The organism is Streptomyces monticola (assembly GCF_042665355.1).
GTDB classification, from domain to species: Bacteria; Actinomycetota; Actinomycetes; order Streptomycetales; family Streptomycetaceae; genus Streptomyces; species Streptomyces monticola.
The window spans coordinates 675,970-698,991 of sequence record NZ_JBHTCF010000001.1; the positions used below are offsets into that span (position 1 = coordinate 675,970).

The 23,022-nt window shown below is 69.2% G+C and carries 18 protein-coding genes and 4 pseudogenes; 13 read left to right on the top strand and 9 right to left on the bottom strand.

Annotated features, from left to right (window positions below; translation table 11 throughout):
* Window positions 1-128: 128 nt before the first annotated feature.
* Window positions 129-259, bottom strand: a pseudogene (locus tag ACFQVC_RS02785) (IS5/IS1182 family transposase); the annotation flags it as partial.
* Between the two features lie 400 nt (window positions 260-659).
* On the opposite strand from ACFQVC_RS02785, the gene ACFQVC_RS02790 reads away from it, so the two are divergent.
* The 3 genes from ACFQVC_RS02790 to ACFQVC_RS02800 all read left to right on the top strand — a co-directional run bounded on the left by ACFQVC_RS02790 (window position 660) and on the right by ACFQVC_RS02800 (window position 4,655).
* The gene (locus tag ACFQVC_RS02790; protein WP_381826004.1) at window positions 660-2,696 is read left to right on the top strand and encodes an ATP-binding protein; all 2,037 of its coding nucleotides are present in this window, start codon (window positions 660-662) and stop codon (window positions 2,694-2,696) included.
* A 407-nt stretch (window positions 2,697-3,103) separates the two neighbouring features.
* Window positions 3,104-4,219 carry a PP2C family protein-serine/threonine phosphatase gene (locus ACFQVC_RS02795; protein WP_381826006.1) on the top strand — a complete coding sequence of 372 codons (1,116 nt, stop codon included), beginning with the start codon at window positions 3,104-3,106 and terminating at the stop codon, window positions 4,217-4,219.
* Window positions 4,220-4,298: 79 nt separating this feature from the next.
* Window positions 4,299-4,655, top strand: coding sequence for a cupin domain-containing protein (locus tag ACFQVC_RS02800; RefSeq protein ID WP_381826008.1), 357 nt, complete (start codon window positions 4,299-4,301; stop codon window positions 4,653-4,655).
* A gap of 108 nt (window positions 4,656-4,763) precedes the next feature.
* Here the strand turns inward: ACFQVC_RS02800 and ACFQVC_RS02805 are convergent, their stop codons facing one another.
* Entirely contained in the window at window positions 4,764-6,311 is a 1,548-nt protein-coding gene (locus tag ACFQVC_RS02805) for an MFS transporter (RefSeq protein WP_381826010.1), read from the bottom strand.
* Window positions 6,312-6,456: 145 nt separating this feature from the next.
* On the opposite strand from ACFQVC_RS02805, the gene ACFQVC_RS02810 reads away from it, so the two are divergent.
* Window positions 6,457-7,431 (top strand): Lrp/AsnC family transcriptional regulator, encoded by a 975-nt coding sequence (locus ACFQVC_RS02810; protein WP_381826012.1) that lies wholly within the window; start codon window positions 6,457-6,459, stop codon window positions 7,429-7,431.
* A gap of 81 nt (window positions 7,432-7,512) precedes the next feature.
* Window positions 7,513-8,079 (top strand): annotated as a pseudogene (locus tag ACFQVC_RS02815) (transposase); the annotation flags it as partial.
* Window positions 8,080-8,238: 159 nt separating this feature from the next.
* Here ACFQVC_RS02815 and ACFQVC_RS02820 read toward each other — a convergent pair.
* The 3 genes and pseudogenes from ACFQVC_RS02820 to ACFQVC_RS42535 all read right to left on the bottom strand — a co-directional run.
* Window positions 8,239-8,505, bottom strand: a pseudogene (locus ACFQVC_RS02820) (MSCRAMM family protein); the annotation flags it as partial.
* A 113-nt stretch (window positions 8,506-8,618) separates the two neighbouring features.
* Window positions 8,619-9,602, bottom strand: a complete 984-nt coding sequence (locus ACFQVC_RS42530) for an ATP-grasp domain-containing protein (protein ID WP_417851975.1) — start codon at window positions 9,600-9,602, stop codon at window positions 8,619-8,621.
* A gap of 52 nt (window positions 9,603-9,654) precedes the next feature.
* Window positions 9,655-10,200, bottom strand: a pseudogene (locus ACFQVC_RS42535) (ATP-grasp domain-containing protein); the annotation flags it as partial.
* 479 nt (window positions 10,201-10,679) lie between these two features.
* On the opposite strand from ACFQVC_RS42535, the gene pcaDC reads away from it, so the two are divergent.
* The 3 genes from pcaDC to ACFQVC_RS02845 all read left to right on the top strand — a co-directional run bounded on the left by pcaDC (window position 10,680) and on the right by ACFQVC_RS02845 (window position 13,499).
* Window positions 10,680-11,978, top strand: coding sequence for a bifunctional 3-oxoadipate enol-lactonase/4-carboxymuconolactone decarboxylase PcaDC (gene pcaDC, locus ACFQVC_RS02835; protein WP_381826016.1), 1,299 nt, complete (start codon window positions 10,680-10,682; stop codon window positions 11,976-11,978).
* Between the two features lie 65 nt (window positions 11,979-12,043).
* On the top strand, window positions 12,044-12,676 hold the full coding sequence (locus ACFQVC_RS02840; RefSeq protein WP_381827068.1) for an MBL fold metallo-hydrolase: 633 nt from the start codon (window positions 12,044-12,046) through the stop codon (window positions 12,674-12,676).
* A gap of 43 nt (window positions 12,677-12,719) precedes the next feature.
* Window positions 12,720-13,499, top strand: a complete 780-nt coding sequence (locus tag ACFQVC_RS02845; protein WP_381826018.1) for an exodeoxyribonuclease III — start codon at window positions 12,720-12,722, stop codon at window positions 13,497-13,499.
* An 89-nt stretch (window positions 13,500-13,588) separates the two neighbouring features.
* Here ACFQVC_RS02845 and ACFQVC_RS02850 read toward each other — a convergent pair whose 3' ends face one another.
* Together ACFQVC_RS02850 and ACFQVC_RS02855 are read right to left on the bottom strand one after the other, a co-directional pair.
* A complete protein-coding gene (locus tag ACFQVC_RS02850; RefSeq protein WP_381826020.1) occupies window positions 13,589-15,355 on the bottom strand; it encodes an SGNH/GDSL hydrolase family protein in 1,767 nt (588 codons plus the stop codon).
* Between the two features lie 155 nt (window positions 15,356-15,510).
* Window positions 15,511-15,687, bottom strand: a complete 177-nt coding sequence (locus ACFQVC_RS02855) for a hypothetical protein (RefSeq protein WP_381826022.1) — start codon at window positions 15,685-15,687, stop codon at window positions 15,511-15,513.
* Window positions 15,688-15,947: 260 nt separating this feature from the next.
* Between ACFQVC_RS02855 and ACFQVC_RS02860 the strand changes: the two genes are divergently transcribed.
* From ACFQVC_RS02860 to ACFQVC_RS02880, 5 genes are all read left to right on the top strand, one after another.
* Window positions 15,948-16,394 (top strand): DUF6278 family protein, encoded by a 447-nt coding sequence (locus ACFQVC_RS02860; protein ID WP_381826024.1) that lies wholly within the window; start codon window positions 15,948-15,950, stop codon window positions 16,392-16,394.
* Between the two features lie 208 nt (window positions 16,395-16,602).
* Window positions 16,603-17,346 carry an amino acid ABC transporter ATP-binding protein gene (locus ACFQVC_RS02865; protein WP_381826026.1) on the top strand — a complete coding sequence of 248 codons (744 nt, stop codon included), beginning with the start codon at window positions 16,603-16,605 and terminating at the stop codon, window positions 17,344-17,346.
* Window positions 17,347-17,362: 16 nt separating this feature from the next.
* A complete protein-coding gene (locus ACFQVC_RS02870) occupies window positions 17,363-18,295 on the top strand; it encodes a glutamate ABC transporter substrate-binding protein (RefSeq protein WP_381826028.1) in 933 nt (310 codons plus the stop codon).
* A 9-nt stretch (window positions 18,296-18,304) separates the two neighbouring features.
* A complete protein-coding gene (locus ACFQVC_RS02875) occupies window positions 18,305-18,949 on the top strand; it encodes an amino acid ABC transporter permease (protein WP_381826030.1) in 645 nt (214 codons plus the stop codon).
* Window positions 18,946-19,839, top strand: coding sequence for an amino acid ABC transporter permease (locus ACFQVC_RS02880; protein ID WP_381826032.1), 894 nt, complete (start codon window positions 18,946-18,948; stop codon window positions 19,837-19,839). Before ACFQVC_RS02875 ends, ACFQVC_RS02880 begins: the two co-directional genes overlap by 4 nt.
* A 50-nt stretch (window positions 19,840-19,889) precedes the next feature.
* Here the strand turns inward: ACFQVC_RS02880 and ACFQVC_RS02885 are convergent, their stop codons facing one another.
* Together ACFQVC_RS02885 and ACFQVC_RS02890 are read right to left on the bottom strand one after the other, a co-directional pair.
* Window positions 19,890-21,509, bottom strand: a complete 1,620-nt coding sequence (locus ACFQVC_RS02885) for a CocE/NonD family hydrolase (RefSeq protein ID WP_381827070.1) — start codon at window positions 21,507-21,509, stop codon at window positions 19,890-19,892.
* Between the two features lie 121 nt (window positions 21,510-21,630).
* Window positions 21,631-22,851: a L,D-transpeptidase gene (locus tag ACFQVC_RS02890; RefSeq protein WP_381826034.1), complete on the bottom strand. Its 1,221-nt coding sequence runs from the start codon at window positions 22,849-22,851 to the stop codon at window positions 21,631-21,633.
* Window positions 22,852-23,022: the final 171 nt, after the last annotated feature.

Below are 23,022 nucleotides of genomic sequence, written 5' to 3' on the forward strand. Positions count from 1 at the left end.
ACACGGGAGGGGAGCCGTGGCCTCCCCGCGCGAAAGGCTGCCGACCGCACGTGAAGCTTTCGCGATGCGTCATTCCGCCCGCGGGCATGTCAAAGATCGAACGCGTTGTGGATCTCGCGGAGTCGCGCGGGCCGCCCCTTGCGGGCAGCGTCCACCCCCTCGTGGCGCACGCGGTCACCAATTTCCCAAAGCAGCGTGGACTCAGCCCTGTGACCGGAGCTGTCCAGGACGGCTCCGACGCCGTGACAACACCAGCCATGTCAAGATCGTCGCACCCGTGACCAGTGGTTATTGGGACACCTCTTTGCGGCCCGAAAGCGGATCCGGGCGGATCGGCGGCATGCGGCCATCCTCAGGAAACCACCATGACCCCAGGGGTGTCGACACATCACACGCGCCAGGAGCGGCCTCGCTGGGCGGCCCCACGCAATCTTCCTTGGTCGATCAACTGTCCTGACATGCGCAGACGTTGTCATATTCCGCGTCGCCGCGATCCGCTTGCGTCGCGGCCTGGTGCTTTGCCGTCACAGACTGCACGGGGCGTGCCGCAACTCGGCAGAGTAGGGGCGTGCCCCTGCACGGTGGGCGTGTGGCGCTCGGGAGGTGTTGTGGACCAGGTTCAGCGACGGGTGGGCAATCTACCGCCGGCACGGACTCGGATGGTGGGCCGTCGCACCGAACTGGCCGAGCTGCGACGGCTGTTCACGGGCAGATCGCGGATGGTGACCCTCACCGGAGTGGGCGGGGTCGGCAAGACCCGGCTCGCGCTGGAAGCCGCGGCCGAGCTGCAGCCCGTGTTCCCGGACGGGGTATGGCTGGTTGAGCTGTCTCCGCTGAGTGAGGGGGGACTTCTGGCGCATGCCATCGCCGAGGCGCTGCGGCTGGCGGATGAGACGACCCGCCCGATGAACGAGGTCCTGGCCGGCTACCTGGCCAACCGGGAGCTCTTGCTGGTCCTCGACACCTGTGAGCATTTGGTCGACGCCTGCGCGGCGACCGTGCGGGAGCTGGAGAAGGAGGCACCGGGCCTGCGGATCCTGGCGACCAGCCGCCGTCTCATCGGCGCGCCCGGCGAGGAGGTGTTCACCGTGGAGCCGCTGCCCGTGCCGGAGGCGGGGGCAGCGGCGGGGTCGCAGGACGATGCGGTCGTGCTGCTCGCCGAGCGGGCCGCCCAGCACCTTCCCGGCGGGGAGGCCCCCTGGGCGGAACTGGCCGCTCTGAGCCGGTGTCTGGAGGGGCTGCCGTTGGCCATCGAGCTGGCCGCGGCCCGGCTCGGGGAGCTGTCCGTGGCGGAGTTGATCGAGCGACTCGACGACCGGTTCGCCATCTTGGGCCAGACCGAGAAGGTGGTCTACGGCACGGAGCCGCCCTGGCATCAGGCGTTGCGTACCGCGATCGGCTGGAGCCATCAGCTGTGCAGCCCGGCCGAACGGCTGTTGTGGGCAAGGGTTTCGGTGTTCTCCGGGTCCTTCGACGCCGAGGCCGCCCGTCTGGTGTGTGCGGATACGCATCTGGGCCCCGAGCGCGTCGGCGGACTCCTTGCCGCGCTCGTGGACAAGTCGATCCTCACCTGGCAGCCCACGGGGGCGACCGAGCGCTACCGGATGCTCGACACGCTGCGCGAGTACGGTGCCGGCTGGCTGCGCCGCCTGGGCGAGGAACATGAGCTCCGGTGCCGGCACTTGATCTACTACCGGGCCCTCGCCCTCCAGGCCGACACCGCATGGATGGGGCCCGATCAGATCGAGTGGTACGAGCGGACGGTCGCCGATCACGCCAACTTCCGTGCCGCGCTGGACTTCTGCCTCGGCGAGGGCGAGGACGGCACCAGCGCTCTCGAGGTGGCCGGCGCCCTGTGGTTCTTCTGGCTCGCCTGCGGCTACCTGCGCGAAGGCCGGCACCACCTCGACCACGCCCTCCACCGGTTCCGCGAACGGAGCCCGGCCCGCACCAGGGCGCTGTGGGCCTGCGGGGCGATCGCCCTGGGCCAGGGTGACCTCGACACGGTCGCGCGTCTTGGCGAGGAGTTCCGGGCCATCGCCGAAACCGCGTCCGATCCGGCCATGCTGGTCGCCGCCGCCCATCTCGGCGGCGGGCGCCTGGCGTTGAGCGGAGCGCCCGCGCAGGCCGCGGCGGTCTTCGACGCCTCGCCATACACACAGGACCACGGTCATGCGTACACCGGGGCGCGCTTCCTGCTGTGGACGATGCGGGTGTTCGTCCACGCCAACCTGGGCGAGTTCACGCAGGCCGCCGCGGCGGCCGACGCCTTGCGCGCGGAGTGCCTGAAGCGCGGTGAGCGCTGGGCCCTGGCCTTCGCCGACTACGTCCGCGGCCTTGCGGCGTGCGGCCTGGGCAGGTTGGACGAGGCGGCCGACTACGCCCGTATGTCCCTGGCGGGCAAGGCCCTGCTGCACGACAGCATCGGCATCGGCACGGCCGTCGACCTGTTGGCTTCGGTGACCGCCGCCACCGGCGAGGGCGAGCGGGCGGCCCGGCTGCTAGGCATCGGACAGCGGGCATGGGATCTGATCGGCAGAGACCAGCTGGGCGTCCCCGAACTCATCGCCGCCCGCGAAGCCTGCGAACGCCAGGCACGCGCGCACGCGGGCGACGCGGCGTACGAGAAGGCGTTCACCAGGGGGCGGCAGGACGGCCTCGACGAGGGAATCGCCTATGCCCTGCGCCGGCACTGAATGCGCTGGAACCTCACAATCGGCGTCCCTGATCAGGATCTGAATTTCCCCATGCCGTGGCTGCCATTGGGACCTGCCCCGGCTGAGCACGGCGTGCAGCGGACTGGCGGGACAGGGCGATCACCGTGGCCCATACCGGCGCCCAGGACGGTGACGGACGTATGTGTCATCGATGAGCCGCTGGACCGCCCTGGCGTCGTCTTCGGCCGGACCTGGGCACCGACTGACCGCATTCAGCCCTCAGGAGGGCCACTTCAGCTGGCGGCGCGTCCTGCCGACAAGTGGGCTGATCTCGGTCGCCTTCCATCACTTAGGGTGCATATTCCGCCTGCGTACTGCAGGTCAGATGTGGACGCGCCAATATGACCTCTTGGCATGCCGCCCGGTCGTCAGCGAGGGGGATGGGTGTGGCTCGTGTCCGCAAACGCCCGGCAGCCCGTTGGCGGGTGCCGTCGCTCGCCCTGGGGGGCGTCGCGATGGCGGCGCTGTTGGCGCAACTCCTGTTCGCCACGTACCCGGACATCCTGACGGCGTTGCTGCTGCTTCCGCTGCTGGCAGGGGCCGGACTCGGCGTACGGGTGGCCGCCGGGATGGGTGGCTGCGTCCTTGTGGCGGGTGCGGTGACGGGGGCCGTCGCGTTGCAGCTGCCGCTGTGGGACACGGCGATACGTACGGGGGTGCTGGCTGTGGGCGCCGCCCTGGCCGTGCATACGGCGCGGCGTCAGCGCTCGCGGGAGAAGGTCCTCATCCAGGCGTCGCAGACGATCCAGCGCATCATGCTGCCACCCGTCTCCGTACGTGCCGGCGGGGTCGACCTGGCCACCCGCTATGTGCCCGCCGGCCGGGACGCGGTGGCCGGCGGCGACCTGGTCGCCGTCGCCGATTCGCCCTACGGGCTGAGGGTCATGGTCGGGGATGTGCGCGGACACGACCTGCACGCTGTGTGCCTGGCGGCAGTCGCGGTCGGCGCCTTTCGCGACCTGGCCTATGTCTCACCGGACTTGCCCGGCCTCGTCATGCGGCTGGATGAGGCCCTCGGCGGGCATCTGGACGCGGAGGACTTCGTGACCGTGGTGATCGCGGAGTTCGCGCCCGGCGAGGTGCGCCTGGTCAATTGCGGCCACCCCGCCCCTTTGCGGATCAACAGCCGTCCGGGCGCCCTCGAACCAGCGGATCCGGGACCGCCGTTGGGGCTGAGGCCGCAACCACGGCTTCAGCGGTACTGGTTGGCCCCCGGGGAGCGACTGCTGCTCTTCACCGACGGGCTGATCGACGCACGCAGCCCCGATGGGGCCGCCCTTGCTCTGGACGGTCGGGTCTGGAAGGCGTTGAGCCAACCGTTGCTGCCCGACTGCCTGGAAGCCCTGCACAACGTGGCCGTCGAGCATGCGACAGGACCACTCGCCGATGACCTGGCCCTGGTGATGTGCGAACCCCTCCCCGTGCACGCGCCGACCCCGCCACAGACACCCCACGGCCACCAACCCGACAGCCCGAGGCAGCCACGCTCAGAGAACCGATAAACAACTAGCAGGGTTCAAACTGTGCAACGGAAGGTGATCCCCGAGTGCAGCATTGGTGGTACGCGGTTGGCTTCGAATCATGGCTGACGATGAGGATGAGTACGTCTTCTCCCTGGCTCCGCTGGCCGACGGTCTACTGGCGAAGGCCCCTGACGCGCATGCATCACGCAGTGCCAAGACGGTCTACGGCGGCGGTGGTCGGGCGCTGGGGCAGACGCTGATCGCCATGGCTGCGGGCACCGATCTGGGCGAACACAACAACCCGGGTGAGGCCACGGTGATGGTGGTACGTGGTCTGATCAGCTTCGCCTATGGCGGGCAGTCCTGGGAGGCCAAGCCGTACGAGCTGTTCGCCGTGCCGCCCGAGGGTCGGCACGCGATCAAGGCGGTGGAGGACTCGGTAGTGCTGCTGACGGTGGCACGACAGGTGTCCTGACGCAGCTGCCGACCGTCCACAGAAGCGGCAACAGGCAACAGGGGGGCGGGTTCCAGGTGATCACCTGGAACCCGCCCCCCTGTCCTTCGGTGAGAGCTCGGGTACCTCCTACGAGAGAACCGCATCCGTGGCCCGTGCGGCACGGGACCTGGCGTCCGCCTGCGCTTCGGCGGTTCCCCTGGCCTGCCGACGGAGGGCTACGGCGCAGAACAGGGCGGCCGCGACGGCCAGGAGTCCACCGATGACGGCGACGGTGTTCAGGCCGTGGGTGAAGGCCGTGCGCAGCAGATGGTCCATGGCCTGTCGGCCACCGGCCGGGGCCTGGTCGAGCAACTGGTGTGCGCTGCCACCGGTGAGCTGCTGGGACGCCGCGTGCGCGTCGGCAACATGCCCGGTCAGGGTCGACTGGGCGGCGGAGGCGACCAGGGTGCCGAAGATCGCAACGCCCAGGGCGTAGCCGAGCTGCTGGAAGGTGGTGAAGGCGCCGGAGGCCATGCCCGCCCGCTCCTGCGGGACGGCCTCGACGGCCAAGTGGCTGGACTGGGGGATGACCATGCCCATGCCGATACCGCTGAGCACCATCCCGGCCAGCAGGGTCAGGCCGGCCGAGGACGCGGTCAGGAAGGACTGGGCGAAGGCTCCGGCGGCGACCAGGAGCAGGCCCAGAGGCAGCGAATAGCGGGCGGCCACCCGGTGCAGGAGGCGTCCGGCCAGCAGGGCGACGACCATCGAGGCCGCCGAGCTGGGCAGCATGACCAGACCCGCGCCCATCGGAGACAGGCCGGTCAGGGACTGCAGCCACACCGACGTGTAGGCCATGAAGCCGTACGCCGTGAACTCGCCGACGAAGATGGCCACCAGTGCGGCCAGGAACACCGGACGGCGCAGCAGCGCCAGGTCGAGCAGCGGGTGTGTGGTGCGGCGCTGCACCAGGACGAACGCGATCAGGGCGAGGACGGCGACAACCAGCGGGACGAGAGTGCCGGGGCTGGTCCAACCGCCCTCGTGGGCACGGATCATCGCGTACAGCAGGCCCGAGGCGAACGCAGCGAACAGCAGCATGCCGGGCACGTCCACACGGCCACGCTCACCGCTGGCACGCACGACGGGCGCAGGCACCAGCCGCAGGGTGAGCACCACCGCCAGCACCCCGACCGGGATGTTGACGAAGAAGATCCAGCCCCAGCCGAACACCTGGGTCAGCACACCGCCTGCCAGCGGGCCGAGTGCGGCGGCAGCCGAGGCGACCGCGCCCCAGGTTCCCAGGGCAGCGGCCCGGTCCCGGCCGGTGTAGGTGGTGCGCAGCAGCGACAGGGAGGTGGCGAACATGGCCGCCGCGCCCAGGCCCTGCACGATCCGCATGGCGATGAGCACGATCGCGCTGGGGGCCAGGCCGCACAGCAGCGAGGCGAGGGTGAAGACGGCGAGGCCGACGAGGTAGACGCGGCGCTGGCCGTGCCGGTCGGCGACCGTGCCCAGTGTCAGCAGCGCGGCGGCCAGGGCCAGGGCATATCCGTCCATGACCCAGGCCAGGGCGGACGCGGACGTGTGCAGCTCCTGCGAGATGTCCGGCAGGGCCACCACAGTGATCGTGACGTCAAGCAGCAGCATGAACGTCCCCAGGCAGACCGCGAGAAGCGGACCCCACTTGCGCATGACGCGAAACCTCCGTGATCGCGGACAGCACCGGGTACCGGGCCCCCACTCGTGCCGTCTTCCACTCCGATGATCTCGCCAAGAACCGCCCCTTACGACGCGAAGCGTTCCAGAATGAAATAAACCGTCATGCGAGAGGTTGGAAATGGAACGATCCGCCAAGCCGTCGTTCGACGAGCTCGACCACCGCGTGCTCCAGGCGCTGCAGCTCGACGGCCGGGCTCCGTTCCGCCGTATCGCCGCGGCCCTGGACGTCTCGGAGAACACCGTCGCGCGCCGCTATCGCACCCTGTGCACCCAGGGGCTGCGCATCGTGGCCCGCACCCTGCCCGAACGGCTCGGTGACAGCCGATGGCTGCTACGCATCCAGTGCGCCCCTGACGCCACCACGCCACTCGCCGAGGCGCTGGCCCGGCTGCCCGAGTCCAGCTACGTCTCCATCGACTCCGCCGGCACCCAGATCCACTGCGGCATCACCGCCCCCGACACCGACGGGAACGAAACCCCCGTACTCGCCAACCTGCACCGCATGTCCCGCGTCACCGAGATCAGTGCCCACTGCCTGCTGCGCGTCTACGAAGGCGACCCACCCGCCTGGTACACCAAGCTGCACCCCCTCACACCGGAGCAAACCGCCCTTGCCCCGCCCCGCGACGTCCCCGCCCCTCAGGACGAGGACGAGCCCGCCCTCCTGGACGACGCCGACCGTGCGCTCATCACTCACCTCGCCGACGACGCGCGCGCCACCTTTCCCCAACTCGCAGCCGCCACCGGCCTGTCGACCGCCACCGCCAAGCGCCACCTCGACCGACTGCGCGCCAGCGGCCTCCTGCAGATCAGCACCGAATTCCCGCCACGCCACCTCGGCTACCGCCTCATGTCCTACCTATGGCTGCGCGTCGACCCGAGCTGCCTTCACGACGTCGGCACCGCCCTGGCCGGACACCGGCCGATCAGCTTCGCGGCCGCCACCACCGGCCCGTACAACCTCGTCGCCACCACCATCACCCGCAGCACCACCGACCTCTACCGCTACCTCACCGACCACGTCGGCCACCTGCCGGGCATCCAGTACGTCGAGACCGCCCCCGCCCTCCGCCAGATCAAACGCCTCGCCTGAACGACCGGCCCTGTAAATAGAACGGTGTAACTCCGATCATGGAGGATTGCGCCCGTGACCAGCGAGAACATAGGCAAGGAGATGCCCGTAACGGCCGCTGCGGAGGCAGCTTCGTCTGCGGCAGCGGATGAGAGGTTCATCGAGGAACTCGTTACTCGGGCCCAGGCTGACGGGCTGCAGCTGACTGGTGAGGGCGGCCTGCTGCAGCAGCTCACCAAGCGGCTGCTGGAGTCCGCGCTCGAGGGCGAGATGACCGATCGCCTCGGCTATGACAAGCACGACGCGACCGGGAAGAACGGCGGCAACTCCCGTAACGGCAAGCGGTCCAAGACCGTGCTGAGCGACGTCGGCCCCGTCGAGATCGAAGTCCCCCGTGACCGGGAGGGAAGCTTCGAGCCGCACATCGTCAAGAAACGCCAGCGCAGGCTAACCGGGGTGGACGAGATGGTCCTCTCGCTGTCCGCGAAGGGCCATACTCACGGGGAGATATCGGCTCATCTGGCCGAGGTGTATGGCGTCGAGGTGTCCAAGCAGACCATCTCCAACATCACCGACGCGGTGATGGAAGGCATGGCCGACTGGCAGAACCGGCCTCTGGACCGCGTGTATCCCGTGGTCTTCGTCGACTGCATCAACGTGAAGATCAGGGTTCTGTCGACGATCTTGTGATCCGGACAGGTAGGCGGGCCGTTCGGGATGTTCGCGATCATGCATCGCGTGCTCTCGTGATGTGCTCTTGGAGCTGTTCCCGCACCTGTCCCAGTTGTCGGTCGAGGAGGTCGAGCGGCGGCCGCTGGAGACCTCCTTGAGGCGGTAGACACCCGGTGCGAGGTCCTTGAAGGCGAGCTTGCCCTGGGCGTCGGTCTTGCCGTTGGCTGCTTCCTTGCCCGCGGAGTCGAAGAGGGCGAAGGCTGCGCCGGCGAGCACGTCGCCGGCGGGATCCTTCTTCAGGATGGCCACGCCGCCGGTCTGTGGCTCGGCCGCGTTGCGCGGAGTCAAGGACGTGGATGCGGAGGGGGTGGGGTCGCTGCTCTGGACCGAGGCGGTCGGGGCCCAGGACAGGGAGCCGGTCACTGTGGCAGCGACGGCAACGGCGGCCGGGAGGGTGCGAGCGGTGCGGATGCGCAAGAAGGAACTCTCCAAGGGATACAGGCGGGAATGGGCGAGGCGGGCAAGCGGGTCGTTGTTCAGCGAGTGCGGCCCGACGCCGGGCGCGGGGGTGAAGCGGGCAGTCCAGTTGCCGATCGGGAGGGTGCGGTGATCGCGTAGCGGCGGGCGGCGGGGACGAGTTGCTGTTGCTGCTGGAAGGGCAGCTGGGCGATGCCGGCCAGGCCCTGGGCGATGGCCGGGCCGAAGGGGGATCCGGCGTCCAGGCCGGCGGCCTGGACGATCTGCGCGGCGGCTTCGGCTTCGACGAGGACGCCGTAGGTGCTGGGGACTCCGAGCATGTGCTCGGCGTGGTCGCGGGCACCGTCGAGGATCTCGGTGAGCGGGACGTCATCGTTGAGGCAGTCCGCAACGATGTCGAGGAGGGTCAGCGTCGCGCTGTGCAGCCGGTCACGGAAGTCCGGCAGGTGGTCTAGGCGGGGGTGACCTGGACGGACAGGTGCCGATACGCCTCGGTGGAGCGCGCCCCGCGCCACTTTGGCGCTGGGTCCGGTGGTGATGAGGTAGCCGATGCGGGCGCTGAACATGTCGCCGTCCGGTGGCAGCACGAGCTGGTCGCCGGCGTCGCGGTGGAAGGTGACGCGCTCGAGCCAGTCGGCGCTGTCGGTGAACTCAGAGTCCAGGTGGCGCTCGGTGAGGGTGCCGGAGTAGGCGGGGTAGATCAGCCGGATTGCCACTGCCTCACTGCGCGTTGGAGTGAGGTCGGGCAGCGTGCCGCAGGCGATGTCGGCGGCGGCGCGGGCCAGGTCGACAGCAGTCGCCAGGTGGACGAGGTGGCCGATCATGTCGCCGGCGATGCGCGCGTTGACCTCGATCAGACGCCGTCGGCCGTCCACGATGCGGATCTCGACATGGCTGACGCCGTCGGTGACGCCGACGGCGTCGAGGGCCGCGACGGCGGCCGGCGCCACGTCGGCCAGCAGCGGGTCGTGCGCGTCGACCACATGCGCCAGCTCCTCGAAGAAGGGTGGCATCCCGACGGTCTTGCGGGTGACGGCGACCACGGTGGTCCTGGTAGGTGACGCACTCGACGCTCACCTCCTCCCCGTCGAGGTACTCCTCGACCAGGACCCGGGTGCTCTCCACACCGTGGTCGGCGGTCTGCGCGGCGAAGGCGTACGCGGCCGGCAGTTCACTGGCGTTGTCGACGCGGATGACGCCCATGCTCGCGGCGTGCGCGGCGGGCTTGAGGACCACGGGATAGCCGATCAGGGCGGCGGCATCGGCCGCCTCCCGCTCGGTGCGCACGCTCACGGATATGGCGGAGGGGACTCCATGGCGGGCGAACAGCGTGCGGGAGGCGTGCTTGTTGCGGCAGCCCTGGAGGGCTTCTGGAGTCGTCGTGGGCAGCCCGAGCTGGCGGGCGAGACGGGCGACGGGGACGAGGTACCACTCGGTCCACGTCATCACGCCGGCCAGCTCGTACCGCTCGGCGAGCGCGCGTCCGGCCGCGTTCAGGGCTGCCTGGTCGGTGGGGTCGGCGACGGCATGGTCGAGGAGGAACTCCTTCTCCCAGGTCGGCTCGGCGCCGGAGATCAGGACGACGTCGTAGTGGGCACGGGCGTTTTCAAGGCAATACGCCCGATACGCGTGCGCCTCCATGTCGGCGGCTGCAACAACCAGGACGACGGGGATCCGCGGGGAATTGCTTCTGATGCGCGAATCCGGCGACGGCAAGCTGTTGTTCTGTGGCTTCAAGGTAACTTCCTTCTGTCGTTGGTGGGTTGGGTGACCTGCGGCGTTGTGTCATGTCATGCATTGGATGCATGATTCGCGCAGAAAGTGGGTGGGAGGCGTCCATGGCCGGTGCGGGTCTGAGCGACGCGTGTGCGCCCGCCTGGCCCGCAACGCCTCACTGATGGACCTCGCCTCCGAGCCCGCGTTCGTCCTTCAGCCGCCTGCTGGGCCTTTGCCAGCAGGCCGCCGACAACTGGAACGCCGAAACTGCCCGCGGCGACGAGCACAAGCGGTTCTTCGCACCGCTGCTGCGTGAAGCCCGCCGTGGACGATCTTCGTCCGGCGGCGGACGCTTGGGGTGATTTGGTGCAGGCGCCCACCCCCCGACCGTGAGATTTTGTGAGATGTGGGAGCGTAAGCGGGTGAGTGAGAAGACGGCTGGAACCCTGCAATACCGCTTTGACGGGCCCGAAGACGCCCCGGTCCTGATCTTGGGACCGTCTCTCGGTACTACATGGCACATGTGGGACCGGCAGATACCCGAGCTCACCCAGACCTGGCGCGTGTTCCGCTTCGATCTGCCCGGCCACGGCGGTGCCCCCGCGCACCCGGCCGACAGTGTCAGTGAGCTCGCGGACCGGGTGCTCGCCACCCTCGACGAGCTCGGTGTGCAGCGCTTCGGCTACGCCGGCTGTGCCCTCGGTGGCGCCATCGGCTCCGATCTCGCCCTGCGCAACCCGCAGCGCGTCGCCTCGCTCGCGCTCATCGCCTCCTCGCCCCGGTTCGGCACCGCCGACGAGTTCCGCCAGCGCGGCGTGATCGTCCGCACCAACGGCCTCGACCCGGTCGCCCGCACCGCCCCCGAGCGCTGGTTCACGCCCGGCTTCGCCGCCAACCAGCCCGCGATCACCGAGTGGGCCGTGCAGATGGTCCGCACCACCGACCCCGGCTGCTACATCTCGGCATGCGAGGCGCTCGCCGCCTTCGACATCCGTTCCGAGCTCGGCCGGATCGGCGTGCCCACGCTCGTTCTGGTCGGCTCCGAGGACCAGGTCACCGGGCCCGCCGAGGCCCGCACCCTGGTCGCCGGCATACCGGACGCCCGTCTCGCCGTCGTGCCCGGCGCCTCCCATCTGGCGCCCGTCGAGCAGCCCGCCGCGGTCACCGATCTGCTCGTACGCCACTTCTCCACCGCCTGGACCGAGCAGCACTCGGCGATCCAGGCGCCCCCGGTCAAGCCGGTGCTCACCGCGCCGGTGGCCGTCGCCCCGGTCGCGGAGATCGCCCCCATCGAGCAGGACGAGAGCGCACCCGCGGGCCTTTCCGACGCGTACGAGACGGGCCTCAAGGTCCGCCGTGAGGTACTCGGCGACGCCCATGTCGACCGTGCGCTCGCCGACGCGGACGACTTCTCCGGTGACTTCCAGGAGCTCATGACCCGCTACGCCTGGGGCGAGGTGTGGGCGAGGCCGGGACTCGACCGCAGGACGCGCAGCTGCGTCACGCTGACCGCCCTGGTCGCGGGCGGCCACAGCGAGGAGCTGGCCTTCCACGTCAAGGCCGCCCTGCGCAACGGCCTCACGCCGGACGAGATCAAGGAAGTGTTCCTGCAGGCCGCCGTGTACTGCGGTGTGCCCGCGGTGAACACGGCGTTCCGGGTCGCGCAGAAGGTCATCCGCGAGGAGACCACCCCCACGGACTGAGCCCCGGATCGCGGGGCGGGGCTGAGGAAATCGCCGTGCGGGAGCAGGATGGGGGCATGGCACCGATGAAGCTCACCAAGAAGTCGCACGCCTGCGTCCGCCTGGAGAAGGACGACCGCACCCTCGTCATCGACCCGGGCGGCTTCAGCGAACAGGACGCCGCGCTCGGGGCCGACGCGATCCTCGTCACCCACGAGCACCCCGACCACTTCAACGAGGACCGGCTGCGGGCCGCGCTCGACGCGAACCCGGCGACCGAGATCTGGACCCTGAGGGCGGTCGCCGACCAGCTCGCCGCCGCCTTCCCCGGCCGTGTGCACACCGTGGGACACGGCGACACGTTCACCGCCGCCGGATTCGACGTCCAGACGCACGGTGAGCTGCACGCGGTGATCCACCCCGAGCTGCCGCGGATCACCAATGTCGGGTTCCTGGTGGACGGCGCGGTCTTCCATCCCGGAGACGCGCTCACCGTCCCCGACCACCCGGTGGAGACGCTGCTGGTCCCGGTGATGGCCCCGTGGAGCAAGGTCTCGGAGGTGATCGAGTACGTCCGCGAGGTCAAGCCGCAGCGCGCCATCGACATCCATGACGCCCTGCTCACGGATCTGGCACGGCCGATCTACGACACCCACATCGGCAATCTGGGCGGCGCCGACCACAGCCGCCTGGCGGCCGGCGAGTGGGCGCAGCTCTGAGTGCGAGGGCCCGTTGTCGGACCCGCCCGGTAAGTTGTGAGACATGCGCATCGCCACTTGGAACGTGAACTCGATCACCGCCCGTCTGCCCCGCCTCCTGGCCTGGCTGGAGAACAGCGGCACGGACGTGCTGTGCATCCAGGAGACCAAGTGCGCCGCCGAGCAGTTCCCGGCGGACGAGCTGCGAGAGCTGGGCTACGAATCAGCGGTGAACGCGACAGGCCGGTGGAACGGCGTGGCGCTGGTCTCCCGCGTAGGCCTGGAGGACGTGGTCAAGGGCCTCCCCGGCGACCCCGGTTACGACGGCGCGGAGGAGCCCCGGGCCATCTCCGCCACCTGCGACGGAGTCCGCGTCTGGTCGGTGTACGTGCCGAACGGCCGCGAGCCCGACCACCCGCACTACGCCTACAAGCTCCAGTGGTTCGAGGCCCTCAAGGCCGCCGTCGCCGGGGACGCCGCGGGCTCCCGGCCGTTCGCGGTGCTGGGGGATTACAACGTGGCGCCGACGGACCAGGACGTCTGGGACATCAGCCTCTTCGACGGCGCGACGCATGTCACCCCGGCCGAGCGGGCCGCCCTCGCCGCCCTGCGGGAAGCGGGCCTGGACGACGTGGTGCCCCGCCCCCTGAAGTACGACGTCCCCTTCACGTACTGGGACTACCGCCAGCTCGGCTTCCCGAAGAACCGCGGTATGCGCATCGACCTGGTTTATGGGAACGAGCCGTTCCAGAAGGCCGTCACCGACGCCTATGTGGACCGCGAGGAGCGCAAGGGCAAGGGCGCGTCCGACCACGCGCCGGTCGTGGTGGACCTGGAGGTGTAGCCACCCGCAAGCCGCGCTGCGGGCCCTTTGCGAGCGCCGGACCTCAGTGGCTGTCCGGCGCTCGCCCTCTGCCGGAACTACGGGCCCCTTCAGCCCGCCAGCACCTTCAGATCCACCGAGTCGGCCAGCGCCGCGAGCCCCGCGTCGCCCGGGTGCAGATGGTCACCCGAGTCGTAGGCGGCCAGCATCCGGGCCGGTTGGGCCGGGTCCCGCAGCACGGCGTCGAAGTCGAGGACCCCGTCGAAGCCCGCGTCCGTACGGATCCACTCGTTGACCGCCGTGCGCTCCGCGTCGGCGGCCGCCGTGCACAGCTTCTCGCCCTCGCAGGGCGCGATCGTCGCCGCCACCACCCGCAGGCCGCGCGCCCGCGCTCGCTCGGCGATCTCCCGCAGCCCGGCGATGACTTGACCGGCCGTGGCGCCCCACCGGACGTCGTTGACCCCTTCGAAGACGACGACGGTCCGCGCCGATGTCTGCGCGAGTACATCCCGGTCGAGGCGGTGCAGGGCGCTCACCCCGCCCGTGTCCGTGGAGATCCCGTCGCCCGGATAGCGGTCGGTGACCACACGGTTCGCCGAGATCCCATGGTTGATCACGCCGTAGTGCGGGATCTCGTCCTGGGCGAGCAGCCGCCGGGCGAGGACGTTCGGCCAGCGCCTGTTGGCGTCCTGGGTGGACCGCACACCGTCGGTGATCGAGTCGCCCAGCATGACCACCGACCCCGGACCGCCGCCGACGTCCACGCCGGTCAGGAAGGGCCAGGTGGAGATCGTCGACGTGTACGCCCCGGGCGCCGTGTCCCCGGTGTGATCACCGGGCTCGCTCACGTACGAGCGCTGGATGGCCTGACTGTGCACCGGGGCGGCGGGCACCGTCTGCGGCAGATGGAAGCTGACGAGCAGATTGCTGTCGGCGGGCACGTCGAAGCCCAGCGGATCGCTGAACGCCTGGGCACCGGCCGGGATTTCGGTCCCCGCCGCGCCCCGGAAGGAGAGCGCCACGGGCGCGCCCCGCGCCCCGGCCCCGGCTTCCTGTACGGCGACGGTCGCACTGCCCACGCGCACCGGCGTACCCGCGAAGGTGTTGTCGAGCCGGATCCGCACCCGTGGCCCGCCCGTCGAGGTGTGCACCACGAGGCGCAGCGTGCGGTCGCTCCAGGGCCCGACGGCGGTGTACCCGGCGGTCGACGCCGACCAGCTGCCCGTCCACCCGGTGGCGGCGGCGCGCACGGAGACAGCGAAGACATGCAGATCGGCGCCGGAGTCCGGGGGCAGCTGCACGGAGGCGACCTCGCGGCCGAAGGCGAGCGGCACCGTGACGACGTAGAGCCGTGCCTTCTCGGCGAGTTGGCCGCCCGGGGTGTTGATGTGCGGCAGGGCCACGGCCTTGGTGGCGAGCGGGCCCGAGCGCCAGTCGGGCGCGCTGAGCCGGAAGCCGGCACGGGAGCCGTCGCGATAGCGCACGGTCCCGGTGCCGCTCGCTTCGCCGCCCGTGCCGGCGACGAGGAAGGCCAGGGCGTCGCCGCGTCCGCGTACCGCCACGGACTGCCCGTTCGCCTTGACGTTGTCGGGCTCGCCGGGCGTCGTGCGCGGCAGCTTCAGGCGGGCCGCGTCGACGGTGAGGGAGCGGCCCGGGGTCCAGCCCGCGGCGGCCAGATCCTGCGCGGACAGCGAGGCACCGGAGCCGTCGAAGTCGGCCGCGCCCGGCTGGGCGTCGCTGCTCACCGCCCGGTTGTCGAAAAGCCGCTCCAAGGGGAGCGGCTTGTGTCTTGGTTCCGCCGCGGCGGCGTCGGCGACTGGTGCGACTCCTGCCAGGAGCCCCAGGACGACGGTTACTCCCCAGATACGTCGACGCACGGACTGTCTCCTCCCGCTCACTGCTGTGAGGGCTTTGTGACGACAGATGCGCCATGAAGCTAAGGAGCGGTGAGGAACCCGTCAATGACCGGCGTCTGAACTCGTCCTGAATTCCCGGGAGATCGCCGACGACATCGCGTGACAGTCCGTCAGGTCTAGGCCGCCTTCACGACCTCTTCACGCACCGCGGCTGCCCATTCGACCACCAGAATCGCGTACTCCCTGCGCTGCTCCTCGCTCAACCGGCCGCCGCTGCACAGCATCAGGCGGCGGATCCGCTCATTGAGCTCGTCGGCGGACCGCGCGGAACCGGGGGTCGGAGTGGAGGTCATGTGAAGAGCTTACGTGGGGGGTCTGACATTCGACAGCGGTTTCCGGGCCGGGCCGCATCCCGCTTCGCGGCCGCACAATTGGGTCAGGGACCGGGACGTGTCGCGTAGGCCGGACTCGACCGGGGGATGATCTAGTGCAACTAAGACTAAGTGACAGCCATTTAGGGCTACGCAGAGTGGAGTCGCCCGGGAAGTCCCCCGATGGGAAGCGCGTGCTGGGCCGAGCACCTGTGCGGTACGCCCCGACGGAGGGTGGAGAGATGGACATCCGGAACATCCTGTCCCTGGACAAGTGGCGCAAGCGGCCCGCCGAACCGGGCGAGGGTCTCGCGGCCGTGTTCAGGGACGACCCCGAAGGAGTGGCCGAGCTGCTGTCCGAGTGCGAGCTGCTGCGCTCGCAGGCCGGCAAGTCGGGGCTCGAACTCGACGACAGCGCGGCCTCGTTGGAGGCGCTCGACCAGCTGCCGCCGCGCTGGCGCGACGACCCCGAGGTGCTCCCGTGGCTCGGCAACGACGCGGGCCTCTACCTCGGCACGGTCATCGTGCGGACCGTTCCGGGTGCCGCCTGGCATGTGTGGCCCGGCGGTCATCCGGTGGTCAGGCTGGCCTCGGGGCGGGAGATCCAGGTCGTCGAGGCGGGGCTCGACTGGGCGGTGAGCGGGGCGCCGGAGCTGTCCCAGGTGTACGCGGAGGCGGCCGAAGCCTGAACGGAAGGCCTGGGTGCAGGCCCTGCACGGAAGGCCGACCTGCGTCGGCGTTCCCGCTGGTCACCGATGATCCGGCCGCGCGCCCCATGATCGGTACTGTCTCAAATACGGTTAATGCCCTATAAGTGCGTGTCGCCTGTTAAGTCCCATATTGCTCCGGATAGTTTGCGCGGACTGCGACACAGACGATGAGTGGGTAGGGCTGGGCATGGCCGTCGATCCGTTGATCGAGCTGCGGGACGTCAACAAGTACTACGGGGAGTTGCATGTCCTGCAGGACATCAACCTCACCGTCGGACGCGGGGAGGTGGTGGTGGTCATCGGGCCGTCCGGCTCGGGCAAGTCGACCCTGTGCCGGACGATCAACCGGCTGGAGACCGTCCAGTCGGGAGACATCACTCTGGACGGGCAGCCGCTGCCCGAAGAGGGCAGGTCGCTGGCGAAGCTGCGCGCCGAGGTGGGGATGGTCTTCCAGTCCTTCAACCTCTTCGCGCACAAGACCGTCCGGCAGAACGTCTCGCTCGCGCAGATCAAGGTGCGCGGCCGCAAGAAGGACGAGGCCGACAAACGCTCCGGTGAACTCCTCGAACGCGTCGGGCTCGCCGCGCACGCCGAGAAGTACCCGGCGCAGCTCTCCGGCGGTCAGCAGCAGCGGGTCGCCATCGCCCGTGCGCTGGCGATGGACCCGAAGGTGATGCTCTTCGACGAGCCGACCTCCGCGCTCGACCCGGAGATGATCAATGAGGTGCTCGAGGTGATGCAGCAGCTCGCCCGGGACGGCATGACGATGGTCGTGGTCACCCACGAGATGGGCTTCGCCCGCTCCGCCGCGAATCGCGTGGTCTTCATGGCCGACGGGCGGATCGTCGAGGACCGCACCCCCGAGGACTTCTTCACCAACCCGGAGAGCGACCGCGCCAAGGACTTCCTCTCCAAGATCCTCAAGCACTGACGGGGGCCGTGCACCGATGACGCGTACGACACGTATGTCCGGGTCCCGGGCCGCCAAGGCCCTCGCCGCGCTCGCCCTCACCGCCCTTGCCGCCACCGCCTGCGGCAAGGAGGGGAGCCCGCCGGTGAAGGGCCCGAGCCCCGACCAGCTGCCCAAGTACCAGCTGGCGCAGGGCTTTCAGCTGCCGGACTCGGCGACCTGGAAGAAGGCCAAGAAGCGCGGCCGGCTCGTGGTGGGTGCCAAGGAGGACCAGCCCTACCTCGGTGAGAAGGACCCGGCGACGGGCCGTTACTCGGGGTTCGACATCGAGATCGCCAAGATGATCTCGGCGTCCCTCGGCTTCGACCCGAAGACGATCGAGTTCAAGACGATCGCCTCCGCGAACCGTGAGACCGCCCTGCAGAACGGCCAGATCGACTACTACGTCGGCACCTACACCATCAACGACAACCGCAAGAAGCTCGTCGGCTTCGGCGGCCCGTACTACATGGCCGGGCAGGGCCTGCTCGTCAACAAGGACGACGACGAGATCAACGGGCCGCAGGACCTGGACGGCAAGAAGGTCTGCTCGGCGGCCGGTTCGACCCCGTACCAGCGCATCCAGGCCGACTACCCGAAGGCGGTTCTGGTCGCGTACGACACGTACTCGATCTGCGTCGACAACCTGCTCACCTACCAGGTCGACGCCGTCACCACCGACGACGCGATCCTGCAGGGCTACGCGGCGAAGGTGCCCGACGAACTCAAGCTGGTCGGCAAGCCGTTCTCGAAGGAGCCGTACGGCATCGGCGTACCGCGAAACGACAACGCGCTGCGGTTCGCCGTCGACGACGCGCTCGCCGAGCACGAGAAGAACGGCGACTGGAAGAAGGCCTACGACGTGACGCTCGGACTGTCCGGCGTGCCCGCGCCCGAGCCGCCCGCCATCGACCGCTACCCGGCGAGCTGAGGGGCCGGCATGAACGTACTGACAGACAACTTCTCCACCTACGGCAAGGGCTTCCTCGGCACCGTCGAACTCACCGTCTACGCCTCGCTGCTCGCCCTGGTGCTCGGCTTTCTGATGGCGTCGTTCCGGGTCGCGCCGGTCGGCTCCTTCCGGGTCTTCGGCACCGTATGGGTGGCCGTCCTGCGCAACACCCCGCTCACGCTGCTGTTCTTCGCGGTGCTGCTCGGGCTTCCGCGGTTCGGGCTCGTGCTGCCCTTCAAGGTGTTCGCGGTGCTCGCCCTCGGCTGCTACACCTCGGCCTTCATCTGCGAGGCGCTGCGCTCCGGCATCAACACGGTGCCCAAGGGACAGGGCGAGGCGGCCCGCAGCCTCGGGATGAGCTTCGGGCAGACCCTGGGCACCGTGATCCTGCCGCAGGCCTTCCGCTCGGTCATCCCGCCGGTCGGCTCCAACCTCATCGCGCTCGCCAAGAACTCCGCCATCGCGGGGGCCTTCAGCGTCACCGAACTGCTCGGCACCTACAAGACGCTCAACGAACTGGGCTACAGCATCATCTGGACCTTCGTCTGGATCGCCCTCGGCTACCTGATCATCACCCTCACCATCAGCGCCCTCTTCAATTACCTCGAGAAGCGCTGGGGAGTCGCCCGATGAGTGCCACCGCCACCCACGAAGAATCCTCCGCTCTCTACGACATCCCGGGCCCGAAGACCCGCAAGAGGCACTTCGCCTACGGAGTACTTTCGACCGTCGTCATCGTGGGAATCGCGGCATGGATCCTGTATCTGCTGTTCCACACCGACCAGTTCACCGCCACCAAGTGGACTCCCTTCGAATACAAGGGAATTCAGGAACTGCTGCTGAAGGGACTCGGCAATACGCTGAAGGCCTTCGCCATCGCCGCCGTGCTCTCGCTCGCGCTCGGGACGGTCCTCGCGGTCGGCCGGCTCTCCGAGCACAAGCCGGTGCGCTGGCTGGCCACACTGATCGTCGAGTTCTTCCGGGCCATGCCGGTACTGGTGATGATCTTCTTCATCTTCGTGGCCCTGAAGGTGCAGCCGCTGCCCGCTCTCGTCGCGGGGCTCACGCTCTACAACGGCTCCGTGCTCGCCGAGGTGTTCCGCTCCGGGATCAACTCGGTCGAGCGCGGTCAGCGTGAGGCCGCCTACGCGCTCGGGATGCGCAAGACGCAGGTGATGTCCTACGTCCTGGTCCCACAGGCGGTCCGGGCGATGCTGCCCGCCATCATCAGCCAGCTGGTGGTGGCCCTGAAGGACACGTCGCTCGGCTACCTCATCACCTACGAGGAGTTCCTGCATGCGGGGAAGCTGATCGCCTCGAATCTCGACTACGATTTGCCGTTCATCCCCGTGGTCATGGTGATCTCGCCGATCTACATCGGGATGTGCATGCTTCTCTCCTGGTTCGCCACCTGGGTGTCCAGGAGGCAGAAGCGCAGTCCCAAGACCGAGGCCGTGGACATCGCCCCGGCCGAACCAGGGACGCTGCTGCCCGGCGGTCCCCCCATGGCCCCTCGGCCATAGGGGGAGTGCAGCAGCTCAAAGGGCCAGGCCCGCCCGGCGGCAGCCGGAGATCACTTCTCGCGCAGCGGGACCGACACGTACGACGGGTCGGCCGCGGGAGAGGAGAAGGTCAGCTGCGCGCCGGTCGGGTTGTGCTCGATGTAGAGCGGGTCGACCGTGTCGACCACCATGGCGAGCCGGTGGCCGGCCGGTACGTCGTAGGCCGTGGAGAACAGCTCCAGGTCGACGCCGAACGCCTTCCCCGGCGTCTTGCCGTGGAAGGTGTACGGCGCGTGGCTGACCAGCTTGCCGAGGCCGAGCGGCCCCACGTCGTAGAGATACGCGACGAGGGTGCCGCTCTCCTTGGTCGGGGTGAGCGTGGTGTGCAGCTTCGCCGTACCGCGCACCCGCTGGGGCGTGTCGTACCGCTGTGACTGCCAGACGGCCGCGGCCGAGCGCGGCAGCAGCGGGACCGACGCCATCGGGGGCAGCTTCACGAACTGGTCGAGGAGTCCGGTGAGCATGGTGATGCCGCCGTTCGCCCCCGAGTCGGTGTTGGTGCGCAGGGTGTGCGTACCGCCGAGCTCGATCTTCCTGCGCTCGGCGCCCACCGACTTCCAGTCCGGATAGCCCTCGTAGCCGCCCGTGGAACGGGACTTGAGCTGCACCGGCTGCTCGCGGTCGATGCCGTTGTCCTCGCCCTTGAGGTAGTGGTCGAACCAGCGCGTGGAGTCGGTCCAGACGTCGTTGGGCAGGCCGAGCAGCCCGGTGGCCTCGGCCGTGGCGTGGTCGCCGGGGCGGAAGGCCAGCCGCTTGGGGCCGGTGAGCTTCTCGTAGAAGTCGGCGTACTGGTTGGGCGGGAAGAGGGAGTCGCCCCAGGCGTTGCCGAGCATGATCGCGGCGCCGTTGCGGTTGATGTCGTCGAGATAGGTCGCAGGGGAGCGCTTGCTGCCCCAGGCGATCATCTCGTCCTCCTTGTCCAGGTTGGACGCGAGGAAGTCCTTGAGGGTCTGCTTGAGTTCGGCGCTCGGGCGGCCGGTGAGGAGGCCCGCGCCGCCGAGCAGACCGGCGGCCTGCAGGTGCTGAGTGCGGCCGCTGTAGATCGAGTCGATCAGATCGGCCCAGCCGCTGAGGGCCGCGACCGCCTTGATCCGCTTGTCGTGTGCGGCGGCGAGGAGGCTGATGCCGGCGCCGTAGGAGACGCCCGCCATGCCGATGCGGTCGGCGTCGGCCGGGGTGTTGGCCAGGGTCCAGTCGATCACCTTGCGGGCGTCGGCGATGTCCTCGGGGCCCGCGGTCTCGATCTCGCCGCCGGACTGCCAGAAGCCGCGGGAGTTGTAACTCACCACCACATAGCCGGAGTCGGCGAGCTTCTGGGCCTGCGCGACGTACTCGATCTGCGGCATGGCCCAGCTGGTGGGCAGCACGATGGCCGGGTACTCGGAGCCCTGCTTCGCGCCTGCGGGCGTGAAGACATTGGCCTTGAGGACGGTGCCGCCGTCGCCCGGGATGTCGATGAAGCGGACATCCGCTCCCGAAGCCGCCCCGGCCGTACCGGCGGCGTCGGCGGCCGTCGCCGCGGGGGCGGCCTGGGCGGCCGGGGCGATACCGAAGGCCGCGCCGGCGACCAGGGTCGCCGAGAGCGCGCCGGCGGCGGTGGAGCGCAGTGCCTTGCGTCGTGGCTGTCCCACGGGTGTCACGGGTCACTCCTCACTGTCCAGTGCAAAAGTGACCCGACGGTAACCTCGGGAGGTAACCCGAGGTAACCCGTCGGTAAGTTACGCGGCGGTAACGATTACTCGGTGGTAGCGATCACTCGGTGTTGCCCTTCAGGGCGCTCTTGGCCTGCCACTGGTCCCAGGACAGATTCCACTCGCCGTAGCCGTTGCCCACGTCGGCGTTGCCCTTGTGGCCCGAGCCCTCGGTGACGAAGGGGTCGCCGACCTGCACCGTGTCGTAGAGCCACTTGGCGTCGGCGTCGCTCATGCCGACGCAGCCCGAGCTGTGGTTGGTGTTGCCGAAGTACGAGGCGTTCCAGGGCGCGGCGTGGGCGTACATGCCCGACCAGGTCAGACGCATCGAGTAGTCGACCATCTTGTCGTAGCTGTCGCCGAGGCCGACCGTCTCGGAGTTCATCCGGATCGTGCCCTCCTTGGCCATCAGGACGTTCACCCCGCCCCAGGAGGCCTTCTCGCCGCCGGGCGTGCCCGCCGACATGGCGACCGATTTGATCTCCTTGCCGTCCTGGAGCAGCGTCAGGTGCTTGCTCTCCAGGTTCACCTTGACCGACTGGTTCTTGCCGATCGTGAACTCGGTGTCGTAGTCGCGTACGAACCAGCCGCCGCCGTCACCGGAGTTGACGCCGTTCAGATCGGCGGCGAGCTTCACGTCGGTGCCGGGCTTCCAGTACTCCTTGGGGCGCCAGTCGACGCGGTCCTTGCCGGAGTAGTCCTTGATCCAGCCCCAGGAGCCCTCGGTGCCGTTCGACGTGGTGACCTTGAGGTGCTTCTCCACGTCCTTCTTGTTCTTCACCGGGTTGTCGAAGACGATCGACAGCGGCTGGGCGACGCCCACCGTGGTCTTGTTGCCGGGCGCCAGGGTGACCTTGTTGACCTGGCCCGCCGCCTCCGTCGTGAACTCCTGCTTCGCGGTGCGGCTCTGGTCGTCCTTGGCCTCGACCGTGTACTTGGTGCCGGGCGAGGCCGCGCGGTCCGAGGTCCAGCTCTTGCCGTCACCCGATATCTTGCCCGCGAGCTTGCCGCCCTTGTTGTCGGTGACCGTGACATCGGCGAGCTTGCCGTCCTCGGCCAGGGTCACCTTGACCGGCTGGCCGGGCTTCGCCTTGTCGCCCTGCAGATTCACCGAGATCTTGGCGTTCTTGTCCGCACCCATATCGGCGCTGCCACTGCCGGAGCCGCCCGAGCAGGCGGTGAGCGCCAGGGCAAGTGTGGCGGCGCCGGCGATCGCGGCACTGCGGCCACGGCGGCCGAGCGGGGTGTGGCGGCGTATGCGGCTCGGGCGTGTGCGGCTCAACGGGAGACCTCCATTGCACTGTCTGTTCCACAGGGGAGGAGCCATTCGCCGGAGCCGAGGTTGCCGGGAAGTGCTGAAAAACTCCTGAATTCCGGTGTGACATGCACTGCATTGCGGCCCGTGGCGGCAACCGCGACAGGACTGTCATCGTCAGGTCACATTTAGGAGAAG